The 23,545-nt window shown below is 55.5% G+C and carries 14 protein-coding genes; 7 read left to right on the top strand and 7 right to left on the bottom strand.

From position 1 onward, the window contains the following. Positions 1-32: 32 nt before the first annotated feature. The gene (locus BW956_RS15110) at positions 33-1,670 is read left to right on the top strand and encodes an acyl-CoA synthetase (RefSeq protein ID WP_076463780.1); all 1,638 of its coding nucleotides are present in this window, start codon (positions 33-35) and stop codon (positions 1,668-1,670) included. Between the two features lie 159 nt (positions 1,671-1,829). Here BW956_RS15110 and BW956_RS15105 read toward each other — a convergent pair whose 3' ends face one another. From BW956_RS15105 to BW956_RS15090, 4 genes are all read right to left on the bottom strand, one after another. Next, on the bottom strand, positions 1,830-3,563 hold the full coding sequence (locus tag BW956_RS15105) for an OFA family MFS transporter (protein WP_010322824.1): 1,734 nt from the start codon (positions 3,561-3,563) through the stop codon (positions 1,830-1,832). A 223-nt stretch (positions 3,564-3,786) separates the two neighbouring features. Continuing rightward, complete coding sequence (locus tag BW956_RS15100) at positions 3,787-5,817, bottom strand: sensor histidine kinase (protein ID WP_175612026.1); 2,031 nt, start codon at positions 5,815-5,817, stop codon at positions 3,787-3,789. Next, the gene (locus BW956_RS15095) at positions 5,810-7,192 is read right to left on the bottom strand and encodes a sigma-54-dependent transcriptional regulator (RefSeq protein WP_076463774.1); all 1,383 of its coding nucleotides are present in this window, start codon (positions 7,190-7,192) and stop codon (positions 5,810-5,812) included. Before BW956_RS15095 ends, BW956_RS15100 begins: the two co-directional genes overlap by 8 nt. Positions 7,193-7,317: 125 nt before the next feature. Then, complete coding sequence (locus tag BW956_RS15090) at positions 7,318-7,779, bottom strand: GNAT family N-acetyltransferase (RefSeq protein WP_244894377.1); 462 nt, start codon at positions 7,777-7,779, stop codon at positions 7,318-7,320. A gap of 100 nt (positions 7,780-7,879) precedes the next feature. Here BW956_RS15090 and BW956_RS15085 point away from each other — a divergent pair, with 100 nt between their 5' ends. Next, complete coding sequence (locus tag BW956_RS15085) at positions 7,880-8,506, top strand: trimeric intracellular cation channel family protein (protein ID WP_076463768.1); 627 nt, start codon at positions 7,880-7,882, stop codon at positions 8,504-8,506. A 133-nt stretch (positions 8,507-8,639) separates the two neighbouring features. Here BW956_RS15085 and BW956_RS15080 read toward each other — a convergent pair whose 3' ends face one another. Continuing rightward, on the bottom strand, positions 8,640-9,674 hold the full coding sequence (locus BW956_RS15080) for a carbon-nitrogen hydrolase family protein (RefSeq protein ID WP_076463765.1): 1,035 nt from the start codon (positions 9,672-9,674) through the stop codon (positions 8,640-8,642). Positions 9,675-10,008: 334 nt separating this feature from the next. Here BW956_RS15080 and BW956_RS15075 point away from each other — a divergent pair, with 334 nt between their 5' ends. Further along, positions 10,009-11,004 carry an AraC-like ligand-binding domain-containing protein gene (locus BW956_RS15075; protein ID WP_076463762.1) on the top strand — a complete coding sequence of 332 codons (996 nt, stop codon included), beginning with the start codon at positions 10,009-10,011 and terminating at the stop codon, positions 11,002-11,004. 200 nt (positions 11,005-11,204) lie between these two features. Here the strand turns inward: BW956_RS15075 and BW956_RS15070 are convergent, their stop codons facing one another. Then, positions 11,205-11,636: a MaoC family dehydratase gene (locus BW956_RS15070; RefSeq protein WP_076463759.1), complete on the bottom strand. Its 432-nt coding sequence runs from the start codon at positions 11,634-11,636 to the stop codon at positions 11,205-11,207. Positions 11,637-11,832: 196 nt separating this feature from the next. Here BW956_RS15070 and BW956_RS15065 point away from each other — a divergent pair, with 196 nt between their 5' ends. The 4 genes from BW956_RS15065 (at position 11,833) to pbpC (ending at position 22,276) form a co-directional block, all read left to right on the top strand. Further along, positions 11,833-13,611, top strand: a complete 1,779-nt coding sequence (locus BW956_RS15065; RefSeq protein ID WP_076463757.1) for an acyl-CoA dehydrogenase C-terminal domain-containing protein — start codon at positions 11,833-11,835, stop codon at positions 13,609-13,611. Positions 13,612-13,745: 134 nt separating this feature from the next. Then, complete coding sequence (locus BW956_RS15060; protein ID WP_076463754.1) at positions 13,746-14,960, top strand: YbfB/YjiJ family MFS transporter; 1,215 nt, start codon at positions 13,746-13,748, stop codon at positions 14,958-14,960. Between the two features lie 82 nt (positions 14,961-15,042). After that, positions 15,043-19,938: an alpha-2-macroglobulin family protein gene (locus BW956_RS15055; protein WP_076463751.1), complete on the top strand. Its 4,896-nt coding sequence runs from the start codon at positions 15,043-15,045 to the stop codon at positions 19,936-19,938. A gap of 1 nt (position 19,939) precedes the next feature. Continuing rightward, positions 19,940-22,276, top strand: a complete 2,337-nt coding sequence (pbpC, locus tag BW956_RS15050) for a penicillin-binding protein 1C (protein WP_076463749.1) — start codon at positions 19,940-19,942, stop codon at positions 22,274-22,276. On the opposite strand, the gene BW956_RS15045 is transcribed toward pbpC, so the two are convergent. Beyond that, a complete protein-coding gene (locus tag BW956_RS15045) occupies positions 22,245-23,462 on the bottom strand; it encodes a multidrug effflux MFS transporter (RefSeq protein ID WP_010322000.1) in 1,218 nt (405 codons plus the stop codon). The two genes, pbpC and BW956_RS15045, sit on opposite strands and share 32 nt — an antisense overlap. Between the last annotated feature and the right edge of the window lie 83 nt (positions 23,463-23,545).

Below are 23,545 nucleotides of genomic sequence, written 5' to 3'. Positions count from 1 at the left end.
GCTCCTCCAGGCGAGGTGGAGAGGAATGAATAATGACAACTACCGATCATAATCCCTACGCGCTGGGTCTCGACCAGAACCCGGCCAATTTTGCTGCACTGAGTCCCCTGAGTTTTATCGCCCGAACCGCGGCTGTTTATCCGCAACGTACTGCTGTTGTGCACCAGGGCATGCGCCGTAACTGGGCCGAAACCTATAGTCGTTGCCGCCGTCTGGCCAGCGCCCTGGAAAAGCGGGGCATTGGCAAGGGCGATACGGTTGCGGTGATGGCACCCAACCTGCCGGAAGTATTCGAGGCCCATTTTGGTGTGCCCATGGCAGGGGCTGTTCTTAATGCTCTGAATATTCGTCTGGACGCTGAGGCAATTGCGTTCATTCTCCAGCATGGCGAAGCCAAGGTCGTGATCGTGGATCGGGAGTTTTCCGAGACCATTGCCCGTGCGATCAAGATTGCCCGTATCAACCCCATTGTGATCGATATCGACGACCCTTCTTTTGAAGGCGGGGAGCTGATCGGTGAAATGGACTATGAAGCCTTCATCAGTACCGGTGACCCGGACTATGAATGGCCGCTGCCTGCCGATGAGTGGGATGCCATTACGCTGAATTACACCTCGGGTACCACCGGTGATCCCAAAGGGGTGGTGTACCACCACCGTGGTGCCTACCTGAACGCTGTCAGCAACGTGCTGTCCTGGAACATGGGTGATGCCCCGGTCTATCTGTGGACGCTGCCGATGTTCCACTGTAATGGCTGGTGCTTCCCCTGGTCGATTGCGGCTGCCGCCGGTGTCAGTGTGTGTCTGCGTCACGTCCGTGCGGATGACATCTACAACCTGATTCGTGACGAGAAGGTTAACTTCTTCTGTGGCGCACCGATTGTTCTGAACATGCTAAACAACGCTGATGACGAACTGAAAACCGGTATCGAGCATCAGGTGAATGTAATGACCGCCGGTGCAGCGCCGCCCGCATCCGTAATTGAAGGCATGGAGAACATGGGCTTCAACGTAACGCATGTGTATGGCCTGACCGAAACCTATGGCCCCTGCGTTGTGTGTGCCTGGCACGAGGAGTGGAATGACTCCACGCCGACCGAGAAGGCCCGCCTCAAGTCGCGTCAGGGTGTGAAAGCACCGATGCTGGAAGACCTGATGGTGGCCAATCCGGATACGATGGAGCCGGTTGCCAAAGATGGCGAGACCATCGGCGAAATTTTCATGCGCGGTAACCTGGTCATGAAAGGCTACCTGAAGAACCCGACCACGACTGACAAGTCCTTTGCCGGTGGCTGGTTCCATTCCGGTGACCTTGCGGTCTGGCATGAAGATGGTTACATCGAGATCAAGGACCGCTCCAAGGACATCATTATCTCCGGCGGTGAAAACATCTCCAGTATTGAAGTGGAAGATGTGCTCTACCGTCACCCGCAGGTGATGGAAGCGGCGGTTGTGGCACAGCAGGATGAGAAATGGGGTGAAGTGCCCTGTGCCTTTGTGACGCTGAAAGCCGGTGCCGATGTGTCCGAGCAGGACATCATCCAGTTCTGCCGTGACAGCATGGCGCGCTTCAAGGCGCCGAAACGGGTTGTGTTCTGTGATCTGCCGAAAACATCCACCGGCAAGATCCAGAAGTTTGTTCTGCGCACCCAGGCGAACGCCGAACAGTAACATTCGGATATTTCGATACCCTGAAACCGCACCTTTTCCGGGTGCGGTTTTTTTATACCTGAAACTCAAGCCGGTGGAGTTCTTGAGGTTGTGCTGACCAGGCAATAAAAAGCCCGCCATGCAGACGGGCTGGGTGCCAGTACGGATCAGGAGAGCCGACTAGCTGGCGGGGGCCTCTTCAGGGTGAGTGTTCTCCACGTGGTGTTTATCCGACACCTTGCGGATCGCCATGTTGGCAACCAGTGCAACTACCAATAGTGCAGCCATGGCATACATGGTGGTGTTATAGAGACTCGGAGTAGGGTCGATGGTACCGGCTGGTGCAATTTCCATCAGACGACCCAGGGTTACAGTATTGGAAGCAATCAGTGTACTGAGCTGGTCAAGACCGGCACCGAACGTCTGCTGGAACACGGCAGGGTCCACCTTGTAGGCGAGCGTCTCAATGGCGCCCTGCAATGATTGCTCACGCAGGTGAGTAATGGCGAATGGGCCCAGAACACCGGCTGTACTCCAGGCGGTCAGCAGTCGGCCGTGAATGCCGCCCACATGCAGGGTGCCGAAGATATCTGCCAGGTAAGCCGGGATGGTCGCAAAACCACCGCCATACATGGTGAAGATGACCATGGTGGCGATACAAAACAGGATCAGCCAAACCGCAGATGGATTACTGCTGACCTGACCGGCAAAGAAGGGAATGGAGATATATAACAGCATCCCTAGGATGAAGAAGCAGTGGAAGGTGTTCTTGCGGCCAATATAGTCGGATGTTGAGGCCCAGAGGAAGCGGCCGACCATGTTGAACACGCTGATCATCAATACGTAGGTTGCCGCAAAACTGGTATCGACAATGTTCGGCAGGGTGGTACCGAAAATCTCCGTCATCATCGTCTTGGCGACACCGATTACACCGATACCGGCGGTCACGTTGAGGCACAGAACGACCCAAAGCAGATAGAACTGCGGGGTTTTGATAGCCTGGTCGATATGCACATGGTTGTTGCTGATCAGGCGGTTTTTGCTGGTGCTTTCCTTGGGCGGCTCCCAGCCTTCCGGAGCCCAGCCCGCAGGCGGAACACGGTAGGAGAAGGCGGCGATGGTCATGATCACGAAGTAGACAATACCCAGCGTAATAAATACGCCGGCGACACCGGTGTTACCGGTATTGACCACGTACACGCCTTCAGGCCCCGGAATAGGCATATTGGCCATATCGGCTGCGCTGGCGACGACAACTTCCAGTTTCTGGCCAGCCACTTCAGCAAAGCGACGGCCGGATTCGGTGATCAGGCTGACATCTGCAACCTTGCCCAAATACTGAGGGGCTTCATAAAACACTGACAGCAGCCAGGTTTTCAGCGGAGCGCCGATCATGGCGCCGCCACCAAAGCCCATGATCGCCATGCCGGTGGCCATGCCGCGGCGGTCGGGGAACCAGCGTATCAGGGTACTGACCGGCGACACATAGCCAAGACCCAGGCCACACCCCCCTAAGGCACCGTACCCTAAATAGAGTAGCCATAGCTGGTCGAACATAATACCGAGGCTGCCGATAAGAAAGCCACCACCCCAGAGGATTGCGGCCAGAAAGCCTACGGCACGGGGACCGACTTTTTCCAGCCACTTGCCGCCAAAGGCAGCGGCCAGGCCGAGAAATACAATTGCGGTAGAGAAGATCCAGACCACTGAGCTCAATGACCAGTCATCTGCCGCACTGGTGACAACACCATGCTGCCTTACCAGTGGGGCGTTGAATATGCTCCAGGCATAAACCGAACCGATACACAGGTGAATGGCAATTGAGGCAGGTGGCACCAGCCAGCGATTGAAGCCGGGCTTGGCGACAATCCTCTCCTTGAGTAGAAATGACAGGGGACCAGAGTTATTCGACATAGGGTATAGCTCCGTTTTTATCGTTATTTTTTGTACCCGAGGTACGTCGGCGGACCGGGACCGCCGGTGCTGTGACAGCACATCTATAAAGGCAAATACCGGGCCAGTTGCCTAAAAGGCCGTACTGATGGGATGGATAAGCGGCGAAGCGGTTTGGTGTCGCTGTCTGGTCGGGTCGTTACGACCCGCTTTTCAACTTGGCCGGGTCATAATGACTCGGTTGCTAGGCTGCTTCAGGGGCGAACGCTTTCAGTTTAATAACAAAAACGGTTCCCACACCTTCGCGCGAACGAACCTGGATGCTGGCCTTTGATTGGGTAAGTAGTCGGTGACTAATGGCAAGCCCCAGGCCTGTGCCTGTCTGGCCTTTGGAAAAGAAAGGATCAAAAATGCGGGAGATTTCATCGGCTGGAATGCCGCAGCCGTTATCTCGAATGCTGAGCCGGATGTTTCCATTGGCACAGCTATGGCTGCGAATCCTGATTTCACCCTGATCACCGATCGCGTTGGCACTGTTCATAATCAGGTTGATGAGCACCTGTTGCAGCTGTGACGCATCGGCCAGTGCTGGTGCAGATGCATGGAGGTCGAGTTTGAGGCCGATATTGCGCCGCTTCAATTCGTGCTGCACCAGGGTTTGGGTATTGTGCACGAGATCATCGATATCAACTGGTTGCAGATGCGGTTCTGGCGAATCTGATTGGGCCAGCTTGAGCAGATCATCAATGATTTTGCGGATACGACCGACCTGCGCAATGATCAGTTCCGCGTCACGTTGAATGTCCGGGGTTGCCTCGTCGCCCAACTCTTCGAGCAGCAGGTCCATATGGCCCAGAATAACGGCGGTGGGGTTGTTAACCTCGTGGGCAATACTGGCCGTGAGTTCACCCAGAGCAGCAAGTTTACCGGCCTCCAGCAGTTGTTGCCGTGTGTGATTGAGCAACCTGATGTGCTGCTTCAGTTCGCGGGTGCGTTCCTGCACCTTCTCCTCCAGTTGATCGGCAGCGTGCTGAATGGCGTCGTGCTGCTGGTCCAGCTGGGTCAGCATGAGGTTAAAGTGCTCTGCCAATACCCGAATTTCATCGGCAGTATGCAGCGGAGGGATGTGTTGTCGCTCCCCATCTCTGATCCGGTCGATCACGTCTGTGATGATTTCAAACGGCCTGGATATGGCGCGTGCGCCGGCGAACGCAATGAAAATGCATAACAACAAAACAAGTGCGAACAACCATAAAAGGCGTTCCAGCCATTGGTAAAAACTGTCCAGAAACGGAGCTTCCAGAAAGCCCGCGTACAGCATGCCAACGCGTTCACTATGCACATCAAGGACAGGTTCGTACGCGGAGATGTACCAGTCGCTGACTACAAAAGCGCGATCCAGCCAGCGCTCGCCCTCATCCAGCACACGCTGGCGAACCTGGGCCGATACACGGGTACCCAGTGCCCTTTGTAACGGAGTGTCCGGGTGTTCTACGTTAGTGCTGATACGCACATCATCCAGAAACAATGTGACTGTTCCTATGCCATTCTCCGGCAGGCTGCCGGGGCCATAAACGGTATTACTGATATGGTCGACAAACTCGAGGTTGCCATTCATCAGAAGCCCGGCGGTCAGGTAAGCAACGAGGTGCCCGTTCGCATTGTGTAGTGGATAGACAAAGTGCAGCACCATGCCACGGTCTTCAACGGTTTTGAGGGACGCGGTGCTGTGGTCTGTGGGGATTAGAGAGATGCGAGCCCGCTCAGCCAACGCCGGGTCCAGCAAGCTGAGCTCGCTTGCAGAGAAAATTTCAACGCCACTGACGGGGCCGTTCACTGCGGCGCGTGTGAGCAGGGGGCTGGTGGGGTATTGGCACTGGGTAGCCTGCGCAGGCTGGCATTCATTGGCATCCAGCAGCCGAACAAAGTCAAAGCCTGTGGTTGAGCGCAGATTATCCAGCAGGGCTTTTCGGTTGTGCCGGTCCTGTGGCTGTTCGGCTGCCGTCAACGCCATCAGCTGTTGGCGAAGTCGGTCACCCCCAGCGGCCAAGGATAAACGAACCAGATACTGATCTCGGGTTGCCTCAAAAGCCTCATGGGCGACGGCAAGGTCGGTATTCGCTTTCATCAACAGTTGACGATAGCCAACTTCGTTACTCCAGAGGTAGGCCAACAGGACAACGCCCGGTAACACCAACAGCAGGGGAAAGAGGGTCAAGGCCAGCAAGCGGTAACGCAGATTGGATGTTATCCGATGCCAAAGCGATTTAATCACCGTGCAAGTCATCCGACTGCAGTTTGCGATCAAGTGTCTTACGGGTAATACCCAGAACGTCGGCAGCCCGTGTCTTGTTGCCGCCATTCTGGGCCAGAACCTGTTCGATATGAGCCCGCTCCACCTGTTTCAATGGCCAGCTGGATGGATAACCGGTTGTGGGTTCCCGATGGTTGGCATTGGAGTTGATAAGCTCAGCGGGGCTCATGCTTAACAGCAGACTGCGTTCGACCAGGTTCTTAAGCTCACGCACATTACCGGGCCAGCTATAGGCCTGCAGGGCTTGCAAGTCCACTTGGCTAAAAGGCGCAGGCTCTATCCCGAGCTCGTCGCTCAACCGGCTGACAAGATGATCCAGTAACGCCGGTATGTCCTCCAACCTTTCGCGCAAAGGGGGGACCTGTATCTGAAGCACGTTGAGCCGGTAATAGAGATCCTCTCGGAACCGCCCTTCACTCACAGCCTCATCCAGAGGCTTGTTGGATGCTGCTACCACACGAACATTCACCGGTGTGTCCTGCTCGGTCCCAAGTGGACGAATGGCACCGTCTTCCAATACCCGAAGCAGCTTGGTTTGCATGGGCAGGGGCAGTTCTGAGATTTCATCCAGGAACAGAGTGCCCCCGTCGGCATAGGCGAAGAGTCCCAGCCGTGCCTGGTGCGCGCTGGTAAAGGCGCCCTTTATATGGCCGAACAGCTCTGATTCGATCAGTTCAGCCGCAATAGCGCCACAGTTAACCGGTACGAAGCTGCCACTGCGGCCACTTTGCTGATGGATGGCACGAGCAGCCAGCTCTTTGCCGGTTCCTGTTTCACCCTGGATCAGTACCGCTGAAGGCGCTGCCGCAATTCGGCTGAGTAATTGACGCAGCGTCTGCATAGATACACTCTCACCGACAAGGCCGCTGCCTTCAGCATGGGCAACCTGACGTGTGAGGACATAGTTTTCCCGCGACAAGCGCCGGTTGTCGATGCACTTCTGAACAGCATTGCGCATCTGCTCAATACGGAAGGGCTTGAGCATCAGGTCGCTGGCACCCAGCCTCAGGGCCTCAATGGCGCTGTTCATATCGGCAAAGGCGGTCATGAAAATAACATCGGATGGGCAGCCGGATTCACGCAGCTGCTGGACCCACTCGACCCCGGAGCGACCCGGCATGCAGATATCGACGATGAGCAGGTCAAAGTGGCTGGACTGGCGTTTGCGGTCTGCCTCACGCGTACATGCGGCAAACTCGACGGTCCGGTAATGCTTTTTTAGCGCGCGGTGCAGGAAATCGCGGATACCGGCTTCATCATCCACGATGAGAATGGCGATATCCTGCGGGATATGATCGTCAGAGCGCTCTGTCCGTTTAGCGTCAGCAATAGGCATGGTTCAAATTATGGTTCTTGTTTTAGTTGTCTATTGAATGGCGCAGTGTAGCACGCAAGGCCGGTTACTCAGGATGATGCTTTTGGCGTGTTATCAGGCGAAAATATGTCCAAATGTCAGGGTTTTTAAACGGTTTTCAGCATTTCGATATGCATGATGCCGTCTTCATCATAGGGCTCGCTGGAGCGCGCGAAGCCAAGTGATTCGTAAAAGGCCTGCAGTCGAGCCTGTGCGCCAATCTTGATGCCTGCCCCGGGAAATTGCTCCTCGGTAAAGCGGATAGCTTCCTGCATCAGCGGATGGCCCAGGCGCTTGCCGCGATGTTCAAGCAAGGTCATTACGCGTCCGATTGAGGCTTCCTCGTATTTGATGCCAGGCCCGAATATGCGTGCATAAGCCACGAGTGTGCCTGCCTGCTTAACACACAGGTGCCAGGCATGTATGTCGGCGCCATCCACTTCCGGGTAGGCACATTCCTGTTCAACAACAAAAACAGACTCGCGGGCCTGGATAATGTCATGAAACTCCAGGGTGGTCAGGTCTTCAAAGCGTGACCAGTTAAACTCCAGCTCCATGTCTATACTCATTCAGTCAATCAAAGGCGAGGATAATGCCGCCAGTGGTGCATATAATGCAATGTCTACGAACACCCGTGATGGAAGCTGAATCTGGCATAAGGAATCATTGATGGCATTTGACTTCACCGCAGCAGTTAACTTGATGGGGCTGGCCGCCGTAGCGGTATTCTCGGTTTCAGGTGCACTCGATGCTGCGCGCCACAAGATGGATATTCTCGGTTTCATGCTGATCGGCACTGCGACCGGTATCGGTGGTGGTACGCTCAGGGATGTGTTGTTGGGCAAAATGCCGGTGTTCTGGATTCGTGAGCCTGTCTGGATCGTCGTCTGTCTGGTGGCTGCGGCATTAACCTATTTTATTGCGCCACGCTTGGCTTCGTTGACGCGCGCCCTAGTCTGGATGGACGCCGTGGGGTTGGCGCTGTTTGCGGTGGTAGGAACAGAGGTGGCCTTGAATTTCGAGGCGCCAGCGCTGATAGCGGTGTGTATGGGAGTGATGACGGCTACCTTTGGCGGCATTGCGCGGGATGTGCTCTGTGGCAGTAATCTGACCCTGATGAATGAAGAACTCTATATCACCACCGCACTGGCCGGTGCCTGTACCTATCTTTTGCTGAATACGGTGAATGCCCCCGCCAACTATGATCTTATTGGCGGCTTTCTGGTGGCTTTTGTATTGAGGGCGCTGGCGATTAAGTACAACATCAAGTTGCCGAATGCCTATCGGAAGGAATAAGGGGTCATGGCTGGTGTATAGAATATGTTGCGTTTCCTCAAGGAGGTACCCTGTTTGCTTTAGCACACGTCAGGGTACCCTGGCCGTTGAGTTATTGTCGTTAAGTTAATTGGGGTTACAGAGCCGGGTTGGACTATTCGAGCTGGGTGTACTCGAAATCACTTTCATTTGGTGTATGTTTCTGGGTATCCAATGGCGGTGCCGTGTGTTCGATTCGGCTCATGGGTGTTTTGTTGAGCAACAAGCGCATGACATCGGGGCGAGAATAGTGGCCGCAGGGATCCATGGCATTCTTGGCGAGTGGGATTTGTGCAAGATCAATCTCGGCAAAGAGAATACCTTCTTCTGTTTCCGGCAGCTTGTCGCACAACTGCGAGCCATCAGGCCCGTAGATAACAGCATGCCCTCCACCGACATGAGTTAACTCGTGCTTTTCGGGCGTGTCGCACAGGGTGTCGATCATGTCTTGCGAGATAACTGCGCTTGGTCCGATGACAAAGCATGCACCTTCAACCGCATAGACTTTACTGATTGCATTGTTCACATCAGGGCCCAATGCATTGGCAAAGGGTTCATAGGTCGAAAAGCTCGGCCAGGCAGCGATGTGCACCTGCTCATTCTGTGAGAAAAGGGCATAACGGTTGAGCGACAGCAGGTTTTCCCAGCAATTAAGCGCCCCAATGCGGCCTAATTCGGTAGCATGTACGCCAAGATCACTGCCATCACCTTCACCAAAGACGGTGCGCTCGGAGTGTGTGGGGCGAATTTTGCGGCGCTTAGCAATCGTATCGCCGTCCGGTCCTATTAGCCATTGACTGATATACAAAGTACCTGTAGCTGATTCGCGTTCTGAAAAGCCCAGCGCAATTGTGATGTTGTTCTGTTTGGCTGCTTCACGAATTCGCTCGGCATGCGGATCCTCGTAGCTTAATGAGTTATCGTAGTAGCGCTGCACAAACCCCCGCTGTACCGCCCATGCGTGTGACCCAAGCCAGATCCACCAGGGATAACCCGGAATCCAGGTTTCGGGAAACGCAATTAGCTTTGCTCCTTCTTTTGCTGCTTCCTCAACCAGATGGATTGTTTTGTCTACGGTTGCATCAATATCCAAATAAACCGGGGCAGCCTGAACGGCGGCTACCTTGTACTTAGGGTGTGTAATGCCCATGTCAGCCTCTTTTTTATGTTGTTATGAGTCGTGATCTTTATGCCGGTACCTTGGGGTGGTAGCTTTTAAGCCCCGAATGCCTGCATTAGAAAGCTGATCGCTCTAAAAACTCGTCTGTGAGGCGTTTGGTACCAGAACTAATGTTGAACATTACACAAAGGCCTGGTTGTCATCTTGGCTAGAACGGATATGAATCTTGGTCGTGACGGAGCTTTGAGGTTGCTCTCTTCCAGAGCGAACGTTTTTATTCTTGAAAGTCACTTAAATGCCTGCCTGGATTGGCTATACTCGGATCGAGTTGGTTCTACGTGAAGGTTCTCAGGCTGGAGGATAGATGACGGGAAACGGTGGCGGCCAAATGGGTACTGATGCATCGAACTCAAGAATATCGACTGAGCATCTTCCTCAAAAGGAAAAGTTGGAGTTTTGGCGCTCCCTGGTTGAGCAAAATATTGTTGCTCTGGATTTCAGCACTGAACGAAATCAGTCCTTTGAAGGTTCTCTATACTCTAGTGAGTTAGGATCTGCGACCCTATCGCTCATTAAATCAACCCCGCATATTGCGCAGCGTACTCCTGCCAGTCATTTCGCGTCGGATTCAGACTTATTGGTCTTTAATATCGTCTTAGCGGGTAATTTGATTGCATGTCAGGATGGAAAAGAGCACTCACTTGCATGCGGTTCCGGCACTGTGGTTAATGCAGGCAGGGCCTACCAACTAAATATCACTGAGAATACCGAGCTTGCTGTACTGCAAGTGCCTCGTAAGATAATGAGTACAAAGGTTGCCGGAATTGACTTGGTAATGGCTAAAAACCTTGCAGTGAAAAATCCGGTTTACCCTTTGGTTTTGGCGTATGTTAAAGAGTTAGCCAATATTATGTCTAAACTGCCGCATCAATCTATTGGTAAAATTGCTGATAATCTGCTGGATTTACTTGCAGCAATGGTGTCGGAGGCTGTGCAGGATTCGGCAGGTATTATTACAGACCATAGGCTTGCGAATCTGCTTAGAATCAAGGCATATGTAGCTAAAAATCTACACAGCTCGGATTTGACACCCACCAGTGTTGCCAACTCATTGGGCATATCAGCGCGTTATATAAATCAGCTGTTGTCAGTAGAGGATACATCTCTGAGCCGTTACATCTGGAAGCAACGCTTGGAGCAAGCGGAGCGTTGCCTGCGGAATACGAGCCTTTCATCACAGACTATATCCACTCTTGCTTTTGGGTGCGGCTTTAATGATATGGCGCACTTCAGTAAATCTTTTCGTAAGCATTACAATTATTCACCAAGCGAGTACCGTCGCATGTACTTGGATACATGACATTTAGCTTGTTGCCGGTGCTCTATGAATTTTTACCTGCGCTATTTCCCCTCAAATAAAGAGGAGTGTGCGGCAATAATTGTTTTGGCAGGTATTAAATGCTAGTTGGGTGGTCGGTTAGATAAGCAAAGCTGGCAAAAATGCCAGCTTTGCGGAATTCAGGTGTAGCCATCTCACAGGTTGATCAGGTACAAGCCAAATCAGGCTTCGCGACGGTCGACCATGAAGGTGCCTTCACCTGTGGCGACCAATTTGTCACCGACATGAACATCAGTACGGCATTTGACGCGACGACGGCGCTCGTCGATCTCTGTAACGGTCAGGGTGGCAGTCGCTGTGTCACCAATGTGAACCGGTGCCTTGAATTTCAGCTGCTGGTCAACATAGATGGCGCCCGGGCCAGGCAGGCGAGTACCGGCAACAGTTGAGATCAGGGCGGCGCTGAACATGCCGTGCACGATACGCTGTTTGAACGGGGTGGTCTTGGCGTATTCGTCGTTGATGTGGATCGGGTTGTTGTCACCGGAAATACCGGCAAACAGTACGACATCGGCATCCGTGATGGTTTTGGCGTAGGAGTCGCTCATGCCGACTTCCAGATCTTCCAGGTAATAACCGTGCAGTTCCTGCATGTGAAGGCTCTCTCGCTGTCAGTGTTTATGGTCAATGTAACTAAAGTAGGGCCAGTATAAATCCCTTGAATGAACGTTTCCCTACTTATCAATTCAATTCTCCATGCTAGAATAAGTGTATTCCCTTATTTTGGTGAGTGCCAGACCTGCCTGTGTTGGTACTTCAACCACATTATGATCATCAAGGAGCTCTCCGATGGCTGAGTACAATGCACCGCTCAAGGATATGAAGCTGACGCTGAATCATGTTGCCCGCATGACCGAGCTGGCCCAGAAACCGGGATTTGAAGACGCCTCTGCCGATATGGTCGATGCCATTTTGGAAGAGGCTGCTCGTGTTGCCCGTGATGTGGTCGCACCGACCAACCGCGAAGGCGATGAGCAGGGCGTGCAACTCAAGGATGGTCAGGTTGTGTGTCCCGAGTCTTTCAAGCATGTCTACCAGCAGTATGCCGAAGGTGGCTGGGGCTCACTCCAGTTCGACCCTGAATATGGTGGTCAGGGCTTGCCGTTCCTGTTGTCGATTCCCGTTATGGAAATGTGGCACTCGGCCAACATGTCCTGGGGCCTGTGCCCCATGCTGAGCCAGGGCGCAGTGGAGTGTCTGGACCTCAACGGCAGCGATGAGCTGAAAGCCAAGTTTCTGCCGCAGCTGGTGAGTGGCGAGTGGTGCGGCACCATGAACCTGACTGAATCCAATGCCGGTTCTGACCTGTCAGTGGTCCGCGCCAAAGCCGAGCCTGAGGGTGATCATTACCGTATCAGTGGTGAGAAGATTTTCATCACCTGGGGTGATCATGAAATGGCCGAAAACATCATCCACCTGGTGCTGGCGCGTCTGCCGGATGCACCTCCGGGTGTTCGCGGTATCTCGCTGTTCCTGGTACCCAAATATCTGGTGAATGATGATGGTTCGTTGGGCGAGCGTAACAGTGCCAATGCGCTGTCGCTGGAGCACAAGCTTGGTATCCATGCATCCCCGACCTGTGTAATGGGCTTCGATAACGCCGTGGGTTATCTGGTAGGTGAGCCTAATCGTGGCCTGGCTTGCATGTTTACCATGATGAACAACGCCCGTTTGAGTGTGGGCCTTCAGGGGGTATCGATTTCTGAGCGCGCCTATCAGCAGGCGCTGGAATATGCCTTTGACCGCATTCAGGGCCCGGCTGTAGGCACGAAAGAAGCAGGTCCGATCATTCGTCATGCTGATGTACGTCGCATGCTGATGACCATGAAAACACTCACCGAAGCGGGCCGCGGTATTGCCTATGACGCCTGCGGCAGCCTCGACTTTGCACTCAAGGCTGACAACGATGAAGCGAAATCAGCCGAGCAGGCGCGTGCCGCTCTGCTGACGCCGATCGTTAAAGGCTGGTGTACAGAAGTGGCTCAGGAAGTTACGTCATTGGGAGTTCAGATCCACGGCGGCATGGGCTTCGTTGAGGAGACCGGTGCGGCCCAGCATTACCGTGATGCTCGCATTCTGCCGATCTATGAAGGCACCAACGGTATTCAGGCGCTGGACCTGGTTGGACGCAAGACTCTGATGGACAAGGGTGCAGCCCTGTCGGCACTGGTAGAAGAAATGAAAGCCGACATTGCATCTGTTGATCCCTCGCTGACGGCTCAGGCCAAGGCGCTTGAAGAAGCGGTCATCGGTCTGGACAAGGCGCGTGAGCAGTTGCTGCAGGGTGCCGAAGCCGACCAGGTCATGCCGGGAGCCGTTGCATACAGCTTCATGATGCTGTCCGGTTATGTATGTGGTGGCTGGGAGCTGTTGCGTCAGGCCAGTGCCGCGGTACGCTTGGCGGCAGAAGGGGATGATGACCCCTATTTGCAGGCCAAGCAGGAAAGTGCCCGTTTCTATATGGCCCAGGTACTGCCGCGCTGGAAAGCGTTTGCTGAAACCCTGAATGATGGCAGCCAGTCCATCATGGCACTGCCGGAAGAACAGTTCAGCAGCGCCTGGCAGTAAGCCGGCTGCGCCAATTCCGAACCTTTGAGCCCGGCCCTGTGCCGGGCTTTTTGTGCTCGGGGGCTGGCCTGATTCAGACGACTGGCGCACAATCCGAACGCTGTAGAACGGAATAATAATCATAAGGACCTCTCATGTCGGATCAAACCCAACGCCTGAGGGTGCTCTTTGCGGGTATCTTCAGTCAGATCCTTTGTGTCGGTATTGCCCGATTCTCATACACACCGCTGTTGCCGGTCATGCAGGACCAAACCTGGATTGGTGATGCGGAGGGCGGCTGGCTGGCCGCCATTAATTACACCGGGTATATGTGTGGTGCCCTCATTGCCGCGTCTGTTGGCGACCTTCAGTTAAAGGATCGTCTCTATCGAATCGGCCTCGTGCTGGCTGTTGTGACAACGGCGGCCATGGCAATGACCGAAAACATGTTCCTCTGGTCGTTAATGCGCTTTCTTTCGGGCCTCAGCAGTGCCGGTTCCATGCTGATCGCATCCGGGCTGATCCTGAACTGGCTGATCCGTCACCAGCACCGCAGTGAGCTGGGTATCCACTTTGCCGGCGCAGGCCTGGGTATCGTGTTTGCCGCCGTCGTGGTGGAAATATTCCTGCGACTGTCCATGGGGTGGGCGGATCAATGGCTCTGGTTCTCTATTCTGGGTCTGATGCTTGCGGTACCTGCCTGGCGCTGGTTACCACAGCCGTCTGCATCACCGGCTGCACCTGCCGGTACGTCAATGGAAGACAACCCTCCCGGGAAACGCTTTTTGTGGCTGATGATGCTGGCGTACTTCTGTGCCGGGTACGGCTACGTGGTTAGCGCGACTTTTATCGTCACCATCGTCGAGCGTGAGCCGGAGTTGGCTGGTATGGGGCAGCTGGCCTTCCTGGTCGTAGGACTGGCAGCAGTGCCTGCAGTCATGGCCTGGGATCTGATCGCGCGTCGGGTTGGTTACCTGATGGCACTGCTGTTGGCATACGTGGTGCAGATAGCCGGTATTGTACTGCCGGCGATTGACCAGAGCCTCACGTCGGTTTTGATCAGTGCGGTGCTGTTTGGTGGCACCTTTATAGGGTGTGTTAGCCTGGTGCTGACCATGGCGGGGCGCTTGTATCCGTCCAAACCTGCCAAGCTGATGGGGCGGATGACGTTGTCCTATGGCCTGGCTCAGATTGTTGCGCCAGCCTTGACCGGTGTGTTGGCAGAGCAAAGCGGTAATTACGCGCTGGGCCTTTGGCTCGCCGGCGGTTTTGTTGCCCTGGGAGCAGTATTGATTCTGGTGCTTAAGCTGAGTGACCAAACGGCTGCAGAGCTGGATAACAGTAATCGCTCAGCGGCCCTTGCCTCCTGATAACCCGAGGGGCATCATGCGTTAGATACATGACCGGCAGAGCTGTTTTGGCAGCTCTGCATGCATATCAACGGAGATGATTATGCCCCCCTTCAAGCGCAGGCTTGCAGTCTCCTCATTGGTAGCCCTGTTAATCAGTGGCTGCAGCAGTGAGGACGACACTGCCCCCACGCAAACGCCGTCTGAAACAAAGCCCGAAGACACTGTCACCGAGCAAGTCAGTCGTAATGACTCTGCTGACATCGAAATGCTGGTAAGGGATATCAGTGTACGCTTGTGGCAGGGGCGCCAGGCTGTTGCGGTGACGCTGTCAACGCCGGTCGTGACCGATCAGCCCCTGGATGAATGGTTACAGGTTGAAACCGAGGCCGGTGATCGTTTGCAAGGTGGCTGGGTTGCAGATCAGCGGGGCAAGGTCATTTACTTTGCCGGACTGAATCCGGAAAGCCGCTACCGGGTTGAGGTGAAAGCAGGTTTGCCGGGCCGCAATGGTCAGCAGTTGCAACAAGGTTCTGAGCTGGACCTGGAAACGCCGAGTTTGACGGCGGCACTTGGCTTTGCCGGTCGGGGCAACATTCTGGCTCACCGTCTGCGAGAGGGGCTGCCGGTTATGGCCGTGAATGTCTCTCAGGTAGATCTGGATGTGTATCACATCAATGCCGACGCTCTGGACCAGTTTCTGGCCGGCTATGGACAAATGACCCAGCTGAGTGCTTGGGATGCTCGTGAACTCAAGGATGATGCCGAGCTGGTCTGGTCGGGCCGTTTTGACCTGGAGCTGGAGAAGAACACCCGTGCGACCCGCTACCTTCCGGTTCAGGATATGGAACCGCTGCAGGAGGCGGGTGTATATCTGGCAGTCATGCGTGAAGCCGGTGGCATAGAGTACCGGTATCCGGCTACCTGGTTCACCGTCACCGATCTGGGGGCGCAGGTGCGTCTGTATGCTGACGAGCTGGACGTGCAGGTCAATAGCCTGGCCACTGCAGACGCAGTTGATGACGTACAGCTACAGCTGCTGGATGAGAAAGGGAACACACTGATTGAAGCCAGTACTGATGCCAAGGGGCAGGCTGTGCTGTCTCCGGAGCTGGTGCGACAGGGTGATTTCAGCGACGCTCGCCTGCTGCTGTTGAAAAAAGGACGTCAGCTTTCGCTGGTCCGTTTGAAAGGGCAGGGGCTTGATCTGGCGGAATTTCCGGTCGACGGCCCTGTCCGTAATGCTCAGGAGGTGTTCATTTACAGCCCCCGCGATATTTACCGGCCGGGTGAGACGCTTGTCTTCAGTGCCTTACTGCGATCAAGCGAAGCGGGGGCGGTGCCGGGCATTCCTTTACAGGCGCGTCTGATTCAGCCGGATGGGCGCGTTGTGTCCAGCCAGAACATTCAGCCGGATGCCCTGAATTATTATGAAACCAGCCTGCCATTGCCCAATGATGCGGCGACGGGCGAATGGCGTTTTCGTATCCTGCTGCCTGATGGCTCTGAACGTGACTATCCGGTACAGGTCGAAACCTTCCTGCCTGAACGCCTGGCGCTTACATTGCAGGCCGACCAGCGTATCCAGCCTGAAGACAACTTCAATATTGAGGTACAGGGCGATTATTTATATGGCGCACCTGCGTCGGGTAATCGCTTGCAGTCCCAGCTGATTGCCAGGCTTGAACCCCATCCCTTTGAGGCGTTCAAGGATTTTTACTTTGGTCATCCCAACGATACCGAGCTGGAGCGCCGGGAAGGTCTGGAGGAAATAGAGCTGGATGCCAAAGGACGTGCTGACCTTGAAGTTGAAGCCTACTGGCAGGATCTTACCAGCCCTCTGAGTCTGACTGCCTACACCAGGCTGCTGGATAGTGGCGGTCGTCCTGTGTCTCGGCGGGCAACTTCCGTGGTACTCCCCAACAGCACCTTGCCGGGGATTAGACCTCTGTTTGAAAAGGATGTGGTGGACTACCAAAGTGAGGCTGCATTCGAGCTGGTGCTGACCGATGGTATGACACGTCTGGCATCAGATGAGCTGGATGTCAGCCTGATCCGTGAGCGACGCGACTACCATTGGAGCTGGAGTGATGCTGAAGGCTGGCGCAGCCAGTACACCGAGCGGCATTACACGGTCGACCAACGCTCAGTCAGCCTGAAAGCAGGCGACAGTGCAGAGATCAGCTTTCCGACGGAATGGGGTTATTACCGTGTGGAAGTCAAAGACCCTGTCAGCGGCCAGGTGGCAGCTTATCGATTCCGAGCCGGCTGGGATCCCGATGCCAAGGTTATGGCTGGGCGCCCGGACCGTGTCGGGCTAACACTGAATCAGCAGCAATACAGCGCGGGTGATGAGCTTCGTATTCAGGTACGGCCACCGGCTGCGGGTGAGGGTTACCTGATGCTGGAGACGGATCAGCTGCTCTATCGCGAGCCGATCAGCATTCCGGCTGAAGGCGCTGAAGTCAGTGTAACGCTGAAGCCTGGATGGTTGCGCCAGGACCTGTACGCCAGCGTTGTGCTGCTGCAGCCGGGCGATGCGCGTGAGCGTACCTTGCCCAAGCGTATGCTGGGACTGGAGCCGGTTCCTGTCGCGCCCGGTGAGCGAGAGCTGAAGGTCGATTTTGGCGACCTGCCTATGGAATTACGCCCCGAGCAACGTGTTGACGTTCCGGTTCAGGTGTCTGCAACAGAAGATGGCGAGCTGCCAGATGCGGTTAGAGTCACCCTGGCGGCAGTCGATGTGGGCGTGCTGTCCATTACCGACTTTGCGACACCCGACCCGCTGGACTGGTTCTTTACCCCCGGTGCCTACCGTGTAGACCTGCGTGATAACTATGGCGACCTCATTGATGCCGAAGCCGGTGCGCTGGCACGTTTGCGCTATGGCGGCGATGCGGATCTCAGCCGTGGTGGTGCGCAGCCACCCAGCGATGTGCAAATTCTCTCACTGTTTTCCGGGGCGGTTGATGTCGATGAGCAGGGTCGTGCGAGCATTCCGGTTGACTTGCCTGCCTTCAATGGCCGCATTCGTCTCATGGCGGTTGCATTTTCGGACGAGGCTATGGGGTCTGCTGATCATGAAATCCCTGTGGTCGCTCCTGTGGTTGCAGAATTGAACCGCCCACGCTTCATGGCACAGGGTGATCGAAGCCAGCTGACGCTGGATCTGCATAACCGCACGGAGCAAAAACAGACGCTCAGCATTGAATTGGATGCCGGTAAGGGGCTGGTGTTCGAATCAGGCTCTGGTGGTTGGAAAACCGAAGTCGAGTTGGATGCTGGCGAGAAAATTACCCAGGTACTTCCGGTAACGGCCAATATCGCCATGGGCAGGGTACCGCTGCGCCTGCATGTGACGGGTATTGAAGGTGAAGCCGATCTTGCCCGGGAGTGGACTCTGGGTATTCGACCGGCCTGGCCTGCGCAAGCGTTGAACTGGCAGCAACCCGTCCCTGCCGGTGATACCTTCGATCTGAGCGGAGCTGCACTGGAAGGGTTGCAACCCGAATCGCTTAATGCCCAATTGACAATGTCTCGCCATGCGCCGCTGAATCTTGCGCGCCATTTTGATGCGCTGAAGGCTTACCCCTATGGCTGTGCAGAGCAGACCACCAGCGGTGTCTTCCCGCAGATTTATGTGCGGGGCAACCAGTTGCAGGATTGGGGGCTTGAAGCCGATGAGCTTGATGAGCGCACTGCGGCAGTAGAATTGGCGATCCGACGTCTGTTCGGTATGCAGCGCAGCAATGGCAGTTTTGGCCTTTGGAGTGACCAGAGCCCTGAGGAACCCTGGTTGAGCGTGTATATCACGGACTTCCTGCTGCGCGCGCGGGATGCGGGTTACACGGTATCCGAGCCAGGCTTGAAGCTGGCGCTTGAGCAGGTGGCGCGTTATCTGCGACACCCCAACCGTATCAATGGCGAGCTGCTGCATGACCGTCGCTCTCGTGTTTCTGTAAGAGCCTATGCTGCACAGGTGCTGGCGCGCTCGGGGCAGGCACCGCTTGCAGAACTGCGCAACCTGCTGGATCACCATGGCGCGAATACACCTCCGCTGGCCATGTTACAGCTGGGGCTGGCGCTGAGGGCTGCAGGTGATGAGCGCAGGGCGGAGCAGGCACTGGATCGTGCACTGGTTGCTTTGTCTAAAGACAGTTTTGACTACACCGATTATGGCAGCCTGGTCCGTGATCGTGCTCTGGCTCTGTTCTGGCTGCTGGAAGCGGATAGCCCTGAAGCGCAGTGGCTACCCGTGCTCGATCGGTTGCAGGCGAGCCTGACGGATCGTCAATGGTTCAGCACTCAGGAGCGCAATGCGCTGTTCCTGGCGGGTAATCGTCTTGCCAACCTGCCGGGTGATAGCGTCCATGCCAGGCTTTCAGGCGCATGGGACAAGGTGCTAAGAGGTCAGGGCAGTTACAGCTTGAGTGCTAGCGGTATGGATGTGCTGCAGGGGCTGGAGCTGGAAAACCCGGCTGATCACGCACTCTGGTTCAACCTCAAAATTCAGGGGTATACCACTCAGCCGCCCGCAGCAATCAGTCAGGGCATGAACGTCGAGCGCCGTTTCCTTGATGCCAAGGGGCAGCCGCTGGATATCAGTCAGCTGAAAACCGGTGATCAAGTGCTGGTTGAGTTGCAGGTCCAGAGTGAAGATCCCGTAAACGATGCACTGATTGTTGACCTCTTGCCCGCCGGGCTGGAATTGGAGAATCAAAACCTGGCCAACAGCATGGATGCCGGTGATCTTCAGGTAGAAGGGAACCGTGTTGCCGATCTGATGGCGATGCTGGACCTGCGTCATCAGGAGTACCGTGATGATCGCTATGTAGCTGCGCTCAAGCTCGGCTATGGTGGCGCGCGTCTCTACTACCTGGCACGTGCGGTTACGCCCGGTGAATATCGAGTGCCGCCAAGTTTCGCCCAGTCCATGTACAGCCCGGAAATCCGTCATCAGGGTGGTGACAGCCAAATGATGGTTATTCGCGCGCGTTGATATGAAAAAGCGGTATCGCTGGCTGCTGTCAGCCCTGGTGTTGGCGGGCGTGGCATCGGCAGTGGGTCTGATCCTTGATTGGGCCTACCCTTTGCCGCAGCCAGCGCCCCCTTCGGTGCGAGTCCTTGCAAAGGATGGTCAGCTACTGCGTGCTTTCCTGGCCCCGGATGAAACCTGGCGCTATCCTGCGCAGGTTGAATCCGTCGCACCGGTCTTTCTTGAGCAACTACTGGCTTATGAGGATCGTGCTTTCTATTACCACCCCGGTGTAAACCCACTGGCAATTGCCCGAGCTGCCTGGCAAAACCTGATGGCCGGTGAGGTGGTGTCGGGTGGTTCTACCCTCAGTATGCAAGTGGCAGGGCTGCTTGATCCTTATCCGCGTACATTAAAAGGGAAGGTGAAGCAGGTTCTGCGAACCTTGCAGCTTGAATGGCATTACAGCAAGCAGGAAATCCTCGAACTCTATCTGAATCTTGCACCCTATGGCGGTATGCTGTCGGGAATAGAAGCGGCCAGCCAGCACTATTTTGGTAAGCCGTCGCTGGAGCTCAGCGATGCTGAAGCCGCGCTGCTGACGGTCCTCCCACAGCGTCCCAGTGAATGGCGGCCAGACCGTTACCCTCAGCGTGCACGTGCGGCACGGGACAAGGTTCTCAAGCGCATGCATGCGCTTGGACTCTGGGATATCAATCGCGTCGATGAAGCGCTACAGGAAAACGTTGCTGCCTTGCCTCCTCGGTCGCCGGTATTGGCGCCCTTGTTGGCCCGGCGACTGCGTCAGGAATGTTCTGAATGCCTCACCATAGAAACACTCATCGATGCGGATCTGCAGCGGGATCTGGAGGCACTGGTTGAAACCTATCGCCAGCGTTTGAATGCGCATCAGTCATTGGCTGTGATGGTTATGCGTAACGATGATTTGAGTGTGCAGGCCTATGTCGGTGCGGCCGAGTTTGGTGCTGCCCAGCGTTATGGACATGTCGATATGACCCGTGCGCTGCGCTCTCCGGGCTCCACCCTCAAGCCATTTGCCTATGCGCAAGCATTGGATCAGGGGCTTATTCACTCACATTCCATGCTGTTGGATACTCCGCGATACGGGCTTGATTATCGACCCCATAATTTCACCGGTGGCTTTGCCGGCCCTGTCTCGGTTCAGGACGCCTTGCAGCGCTCACTCAATCTGCCTGTCGTTCAACTCGTAGAGCATCTGGGTGCAGAATCCTTCCTTGCGGGTATGCGCAATGGCGGCCTGCATCTTCAGTTACCCGGAAGTGGTGAGCCCAGTAGCGCCCTGGTGTTAGGTGGCGCGGGTACAAGTCTGGAGTCACTTTTGGGTGCTTATTCCTCTTTGGGACGGGCAGGTATGGCTGGTACGCCCCGGTTGTTGGCATCGAGCCCAGAAACCTCACGCTGGATGTCGAGTCCCGGTGCGGCCTGGATAACCTGGCGTATTTTGGCTCAAGACCCCTGGCGTGCATTGGGGGCTTTGGGGCAACGAGAATGGTCTCTGGCCTGGAAAACCGGTACCAGCTACGGATTCAGGGATACCTGGGCCATGGGTGTCGATTCCAACTGGACGCTGGGGGTTTGGGTAGGGCGGCCTGATGGTAACCCGAGCCCCGGTGAGAGTGGGCGCAGCCTGGCAGCGCCTTTGCTGTTTCGCGTATATGAGCGTCTGGGTCAGGTTGATGCTGCTGCTCCCAGGCCGAATAGCGTTGAACAGGGTGAAATATGTTGGCCACTGGGCTCACGAGCAACACACAATGCCAATGAGGGTGATAACTGCCTGCAAAGCCATCAGGCCTGGTTGCTCAATGGTACTGCGCCGTTAACGCTGCCCCAGAAACCGGGTATTACCATGTCGGGGTTGCTGCGTCGGGTACAGATCGATCCCGAAACGGGGTATCGGTTTTTACCGGGGTGCGGTCAGGAAGTGGTTCAGCCTCTCACTCGGCAACTGGCCCTCTGGCCTCAGCAAGCTGAACCCTGGGTGCGTCCTGAATGGCGAAGACGAGCGCGCTTGCCTGCGGTGGTACCGGCGTGTGAGGCAGCCTTGGGACTTGCGGAACCTGTCAAAATCATAGGCGTAGAAGACGGCAGCCTGCTGTGGTTACCCGCAGGGCGTGATGCACTTGAGCTCGATCTGAAGTTGGTTGGGGCCGCCGGAAGCGTGAATTGGTATTTGGATGGCAGGCCATTGCCCGCAGGGGGCATGAACCGGCAGACACTTGAACTGTCCCGGGCGGGGCAGTTCAGGGTTAGTGCCGTGGATAGTGCCGGAAATGTAGATTCAATCGAGTTCAGCTTTCGTCTGCAGCAGCCCTCGCCTTGAATATTGAATGGGTGCGCGGCAATAGCCACCAGCCCATCAGGTTGCCAAGCAAGGTTGTACCCAACATGACACCCAGCATTGGCAAGGGTGTGCCATCACCCAGCAGTCCCACCAGAGTGCCCGCCAGGGCACCGAAGCCAAAGCCGCTGGCGCCCAATAATGCCGTAGCAGTGGCGGCCGAATGAGGGAAGAACTCGCTGGTACCCGCCATGCCATTTGAGATCACAAAGCCCTGAACGCCGATATACAGCATGACCAAAGCCACAATGACCGGAAGGGGCGCATCAAAAAACAGAAAAGCCCCAACCAGCAGCAGGCCGCAGGTGAGCTGAATGCGCTGGCCCATCTGCAGCAGCTGTTGGGTAGAAAAGCGATGCAGCAAGCGAATGTTGATCTGGTTGCAGGCCAGCAGGGTGACAATGTTGAGCCCGAACAGCACGGTATACATGGCCGGGCTGGCACCGTAGTAGTCGATATAGCTGCCGGATGAGCCGGTAATGAAAGCGAACATGCCGGCATAGGCGCACGCCAGCGAACAGAGATAGCCCCTGGCGGTTCGGTGTTTCAGTACATTCCAATAGCCCCTGATCGGGTTGGGCAAAGGCTCTGCGCTGGGGCGACGTGTCTCCGGAAGGCGGAACATCAGCGTAATCAGTAGCAGCAATGAGTAAGCGGACAGGAAGGTAAAAATCAGGCGCCAGTTGCCCAGCTCAAGTAACACCGTGCCAAGCACTGGTGCGAGCAGGGGGGCCAGCATCAGGATGTTGGCCATTTTGCCCATGGTTTGTGCACTTTCGCGCCCGGAGTGGCGGTCACGGATGATCGCCATTGAATTGACTACGCTGAGGCCGCCACCAAATCCCTGCAGGATGCGCGCAGTCCAGAGTTCGCCAATACTGCCGGCAATAGATGCCCAGCCGGCACCAATAAAGAAAACACTCAAGCCAAGTGCAATAGCACGCCTGCGTCCGTAGTGGTCGGACAAAGGGCCGCCGGTGAGCTGCCCGCAGGCAAAGCCTGCCAGAAACAGACTGACAGAAAGTTCTACTTCATGAATGGTGACACCCAATCCCTCTGCGATCGCCGGAATTGCCGGCAAATAGGCGTCGGTGGAAAGTGGGCCTAATGCTGTCAATGCAGCCAACATAAGAATCAGGCCCGGAATCGGGATCTGTTTGGTGCTCATGGGAAACCTGTATCAATAAAAAAGACTGGCTCTGCATGAGAGGGCGCAGAGCCAGGTACAAATGAGGAAACAACTGAAGTGTA

The sequence above is a fragment of the Marinobacterium stanieri genome (assembly GCF_900155945.1).
Taxonomy (GTDB): domain Bacteria; phylum Pseudomonadota; class Gammaproteobacteria; order Pseudomonadales; family Balneatricaceae; genus Marinobacterium; species Marinobacterium stanieri.
This window is presented reverse-complemented; position numbering and strand designations above follow the sequence as displayed.

Bases quoted from the DNA above. Each gene is read 5' to 3' on its own strand.
- BW956_RS15110 (WP_076463780.1), top strand. From the start codon at position 33: ATGACAACTACCGATCATAATCCCTACGCGCTGGGTCTCGACCAGAAC.
- BW956_RS15105 (WP_010322824.1), bottom strand. From the start codon at position 3,563: ATGTCGAATAACTCTGGTCCCCTGTCATTTCTACTCAAGGAGAGGATT.
- BW956_RS15095 (WP_076463774.1), bottom strand. From the start codon at position 7,192: ATGCCTATTGCTGACGCTAAACGGACAGAGCGCTCTGACGATCATATC.
- BW956_RS15090 (WP_244894377.1), bottom strand. From the start codon at position 7,779: ATGAGTATAGACATGGAGCTGGAGTTTAACTGGTCACGCTTTGAAGAC.
- BW956_RS15085 (WP_076463768.1), top strand. From the start codon at position 7,880: ATGGCATTTGACTTCACCGCAGCAGTTAACTTGATGGGGCTGGCCGCC.
- BW956_RS15080 (WP_076463765.1), bottom strand. From the start codon at position 9,674: ATGGGCATTACACACCCTAAGTACAAGGTAGCCGCCGTTCAGGCTGCC.
- BW956_RS15075 (WP_076463762.1), top strand. From the start codon at position 10,009: ATGACGGGAAACGGTGGCGGCCAAATGGGTACTGATGCATCGAACTCA.
- BW956_RS15070 (WP_076463759.1), bottom strand. From the start codon at position 11,636: ATGCAGGAACTGCACGGTTATTACCTGGAAGATCTGGAAGTCGGCATG.
- BW956_RS15065 (WP_076463757.1), top strand. From the start codon at position 11,833: ATGGCTGAGTACAATGCACCGCTCAAGGATATGAAGCTGACGCTGAAT.
- BW956_RS15060 (WP_076463754.1), top strand. From the start codon at position 13,746: ATGTCGGATCAAACCCAACGCCTGAGGGTGCTCTTTGCGGGTATCTTC.
- BW956_RS15055 (WP_076463751.1), top strand. From the start codon at position 15,043: ATGCCCCCCTTCAAGCGCAGGCTTGCAGTCTCCTCATTGGTAGCCCTG.
- pbpC (WP_076463749.1), top strand. From the start codon at position 19,940: ATGAAAAAGCGGTATCGCTGGCTGCTGTCAGCCCTGGTGTTGGCGGGC.
- BW956_RS15045 (WP_010322000.1), bottom strand. From the start codon at position 23,462: ATGAGCACCAAACAGATCCCGATTCCGGGCCTGATTCTTATGTTGGCT.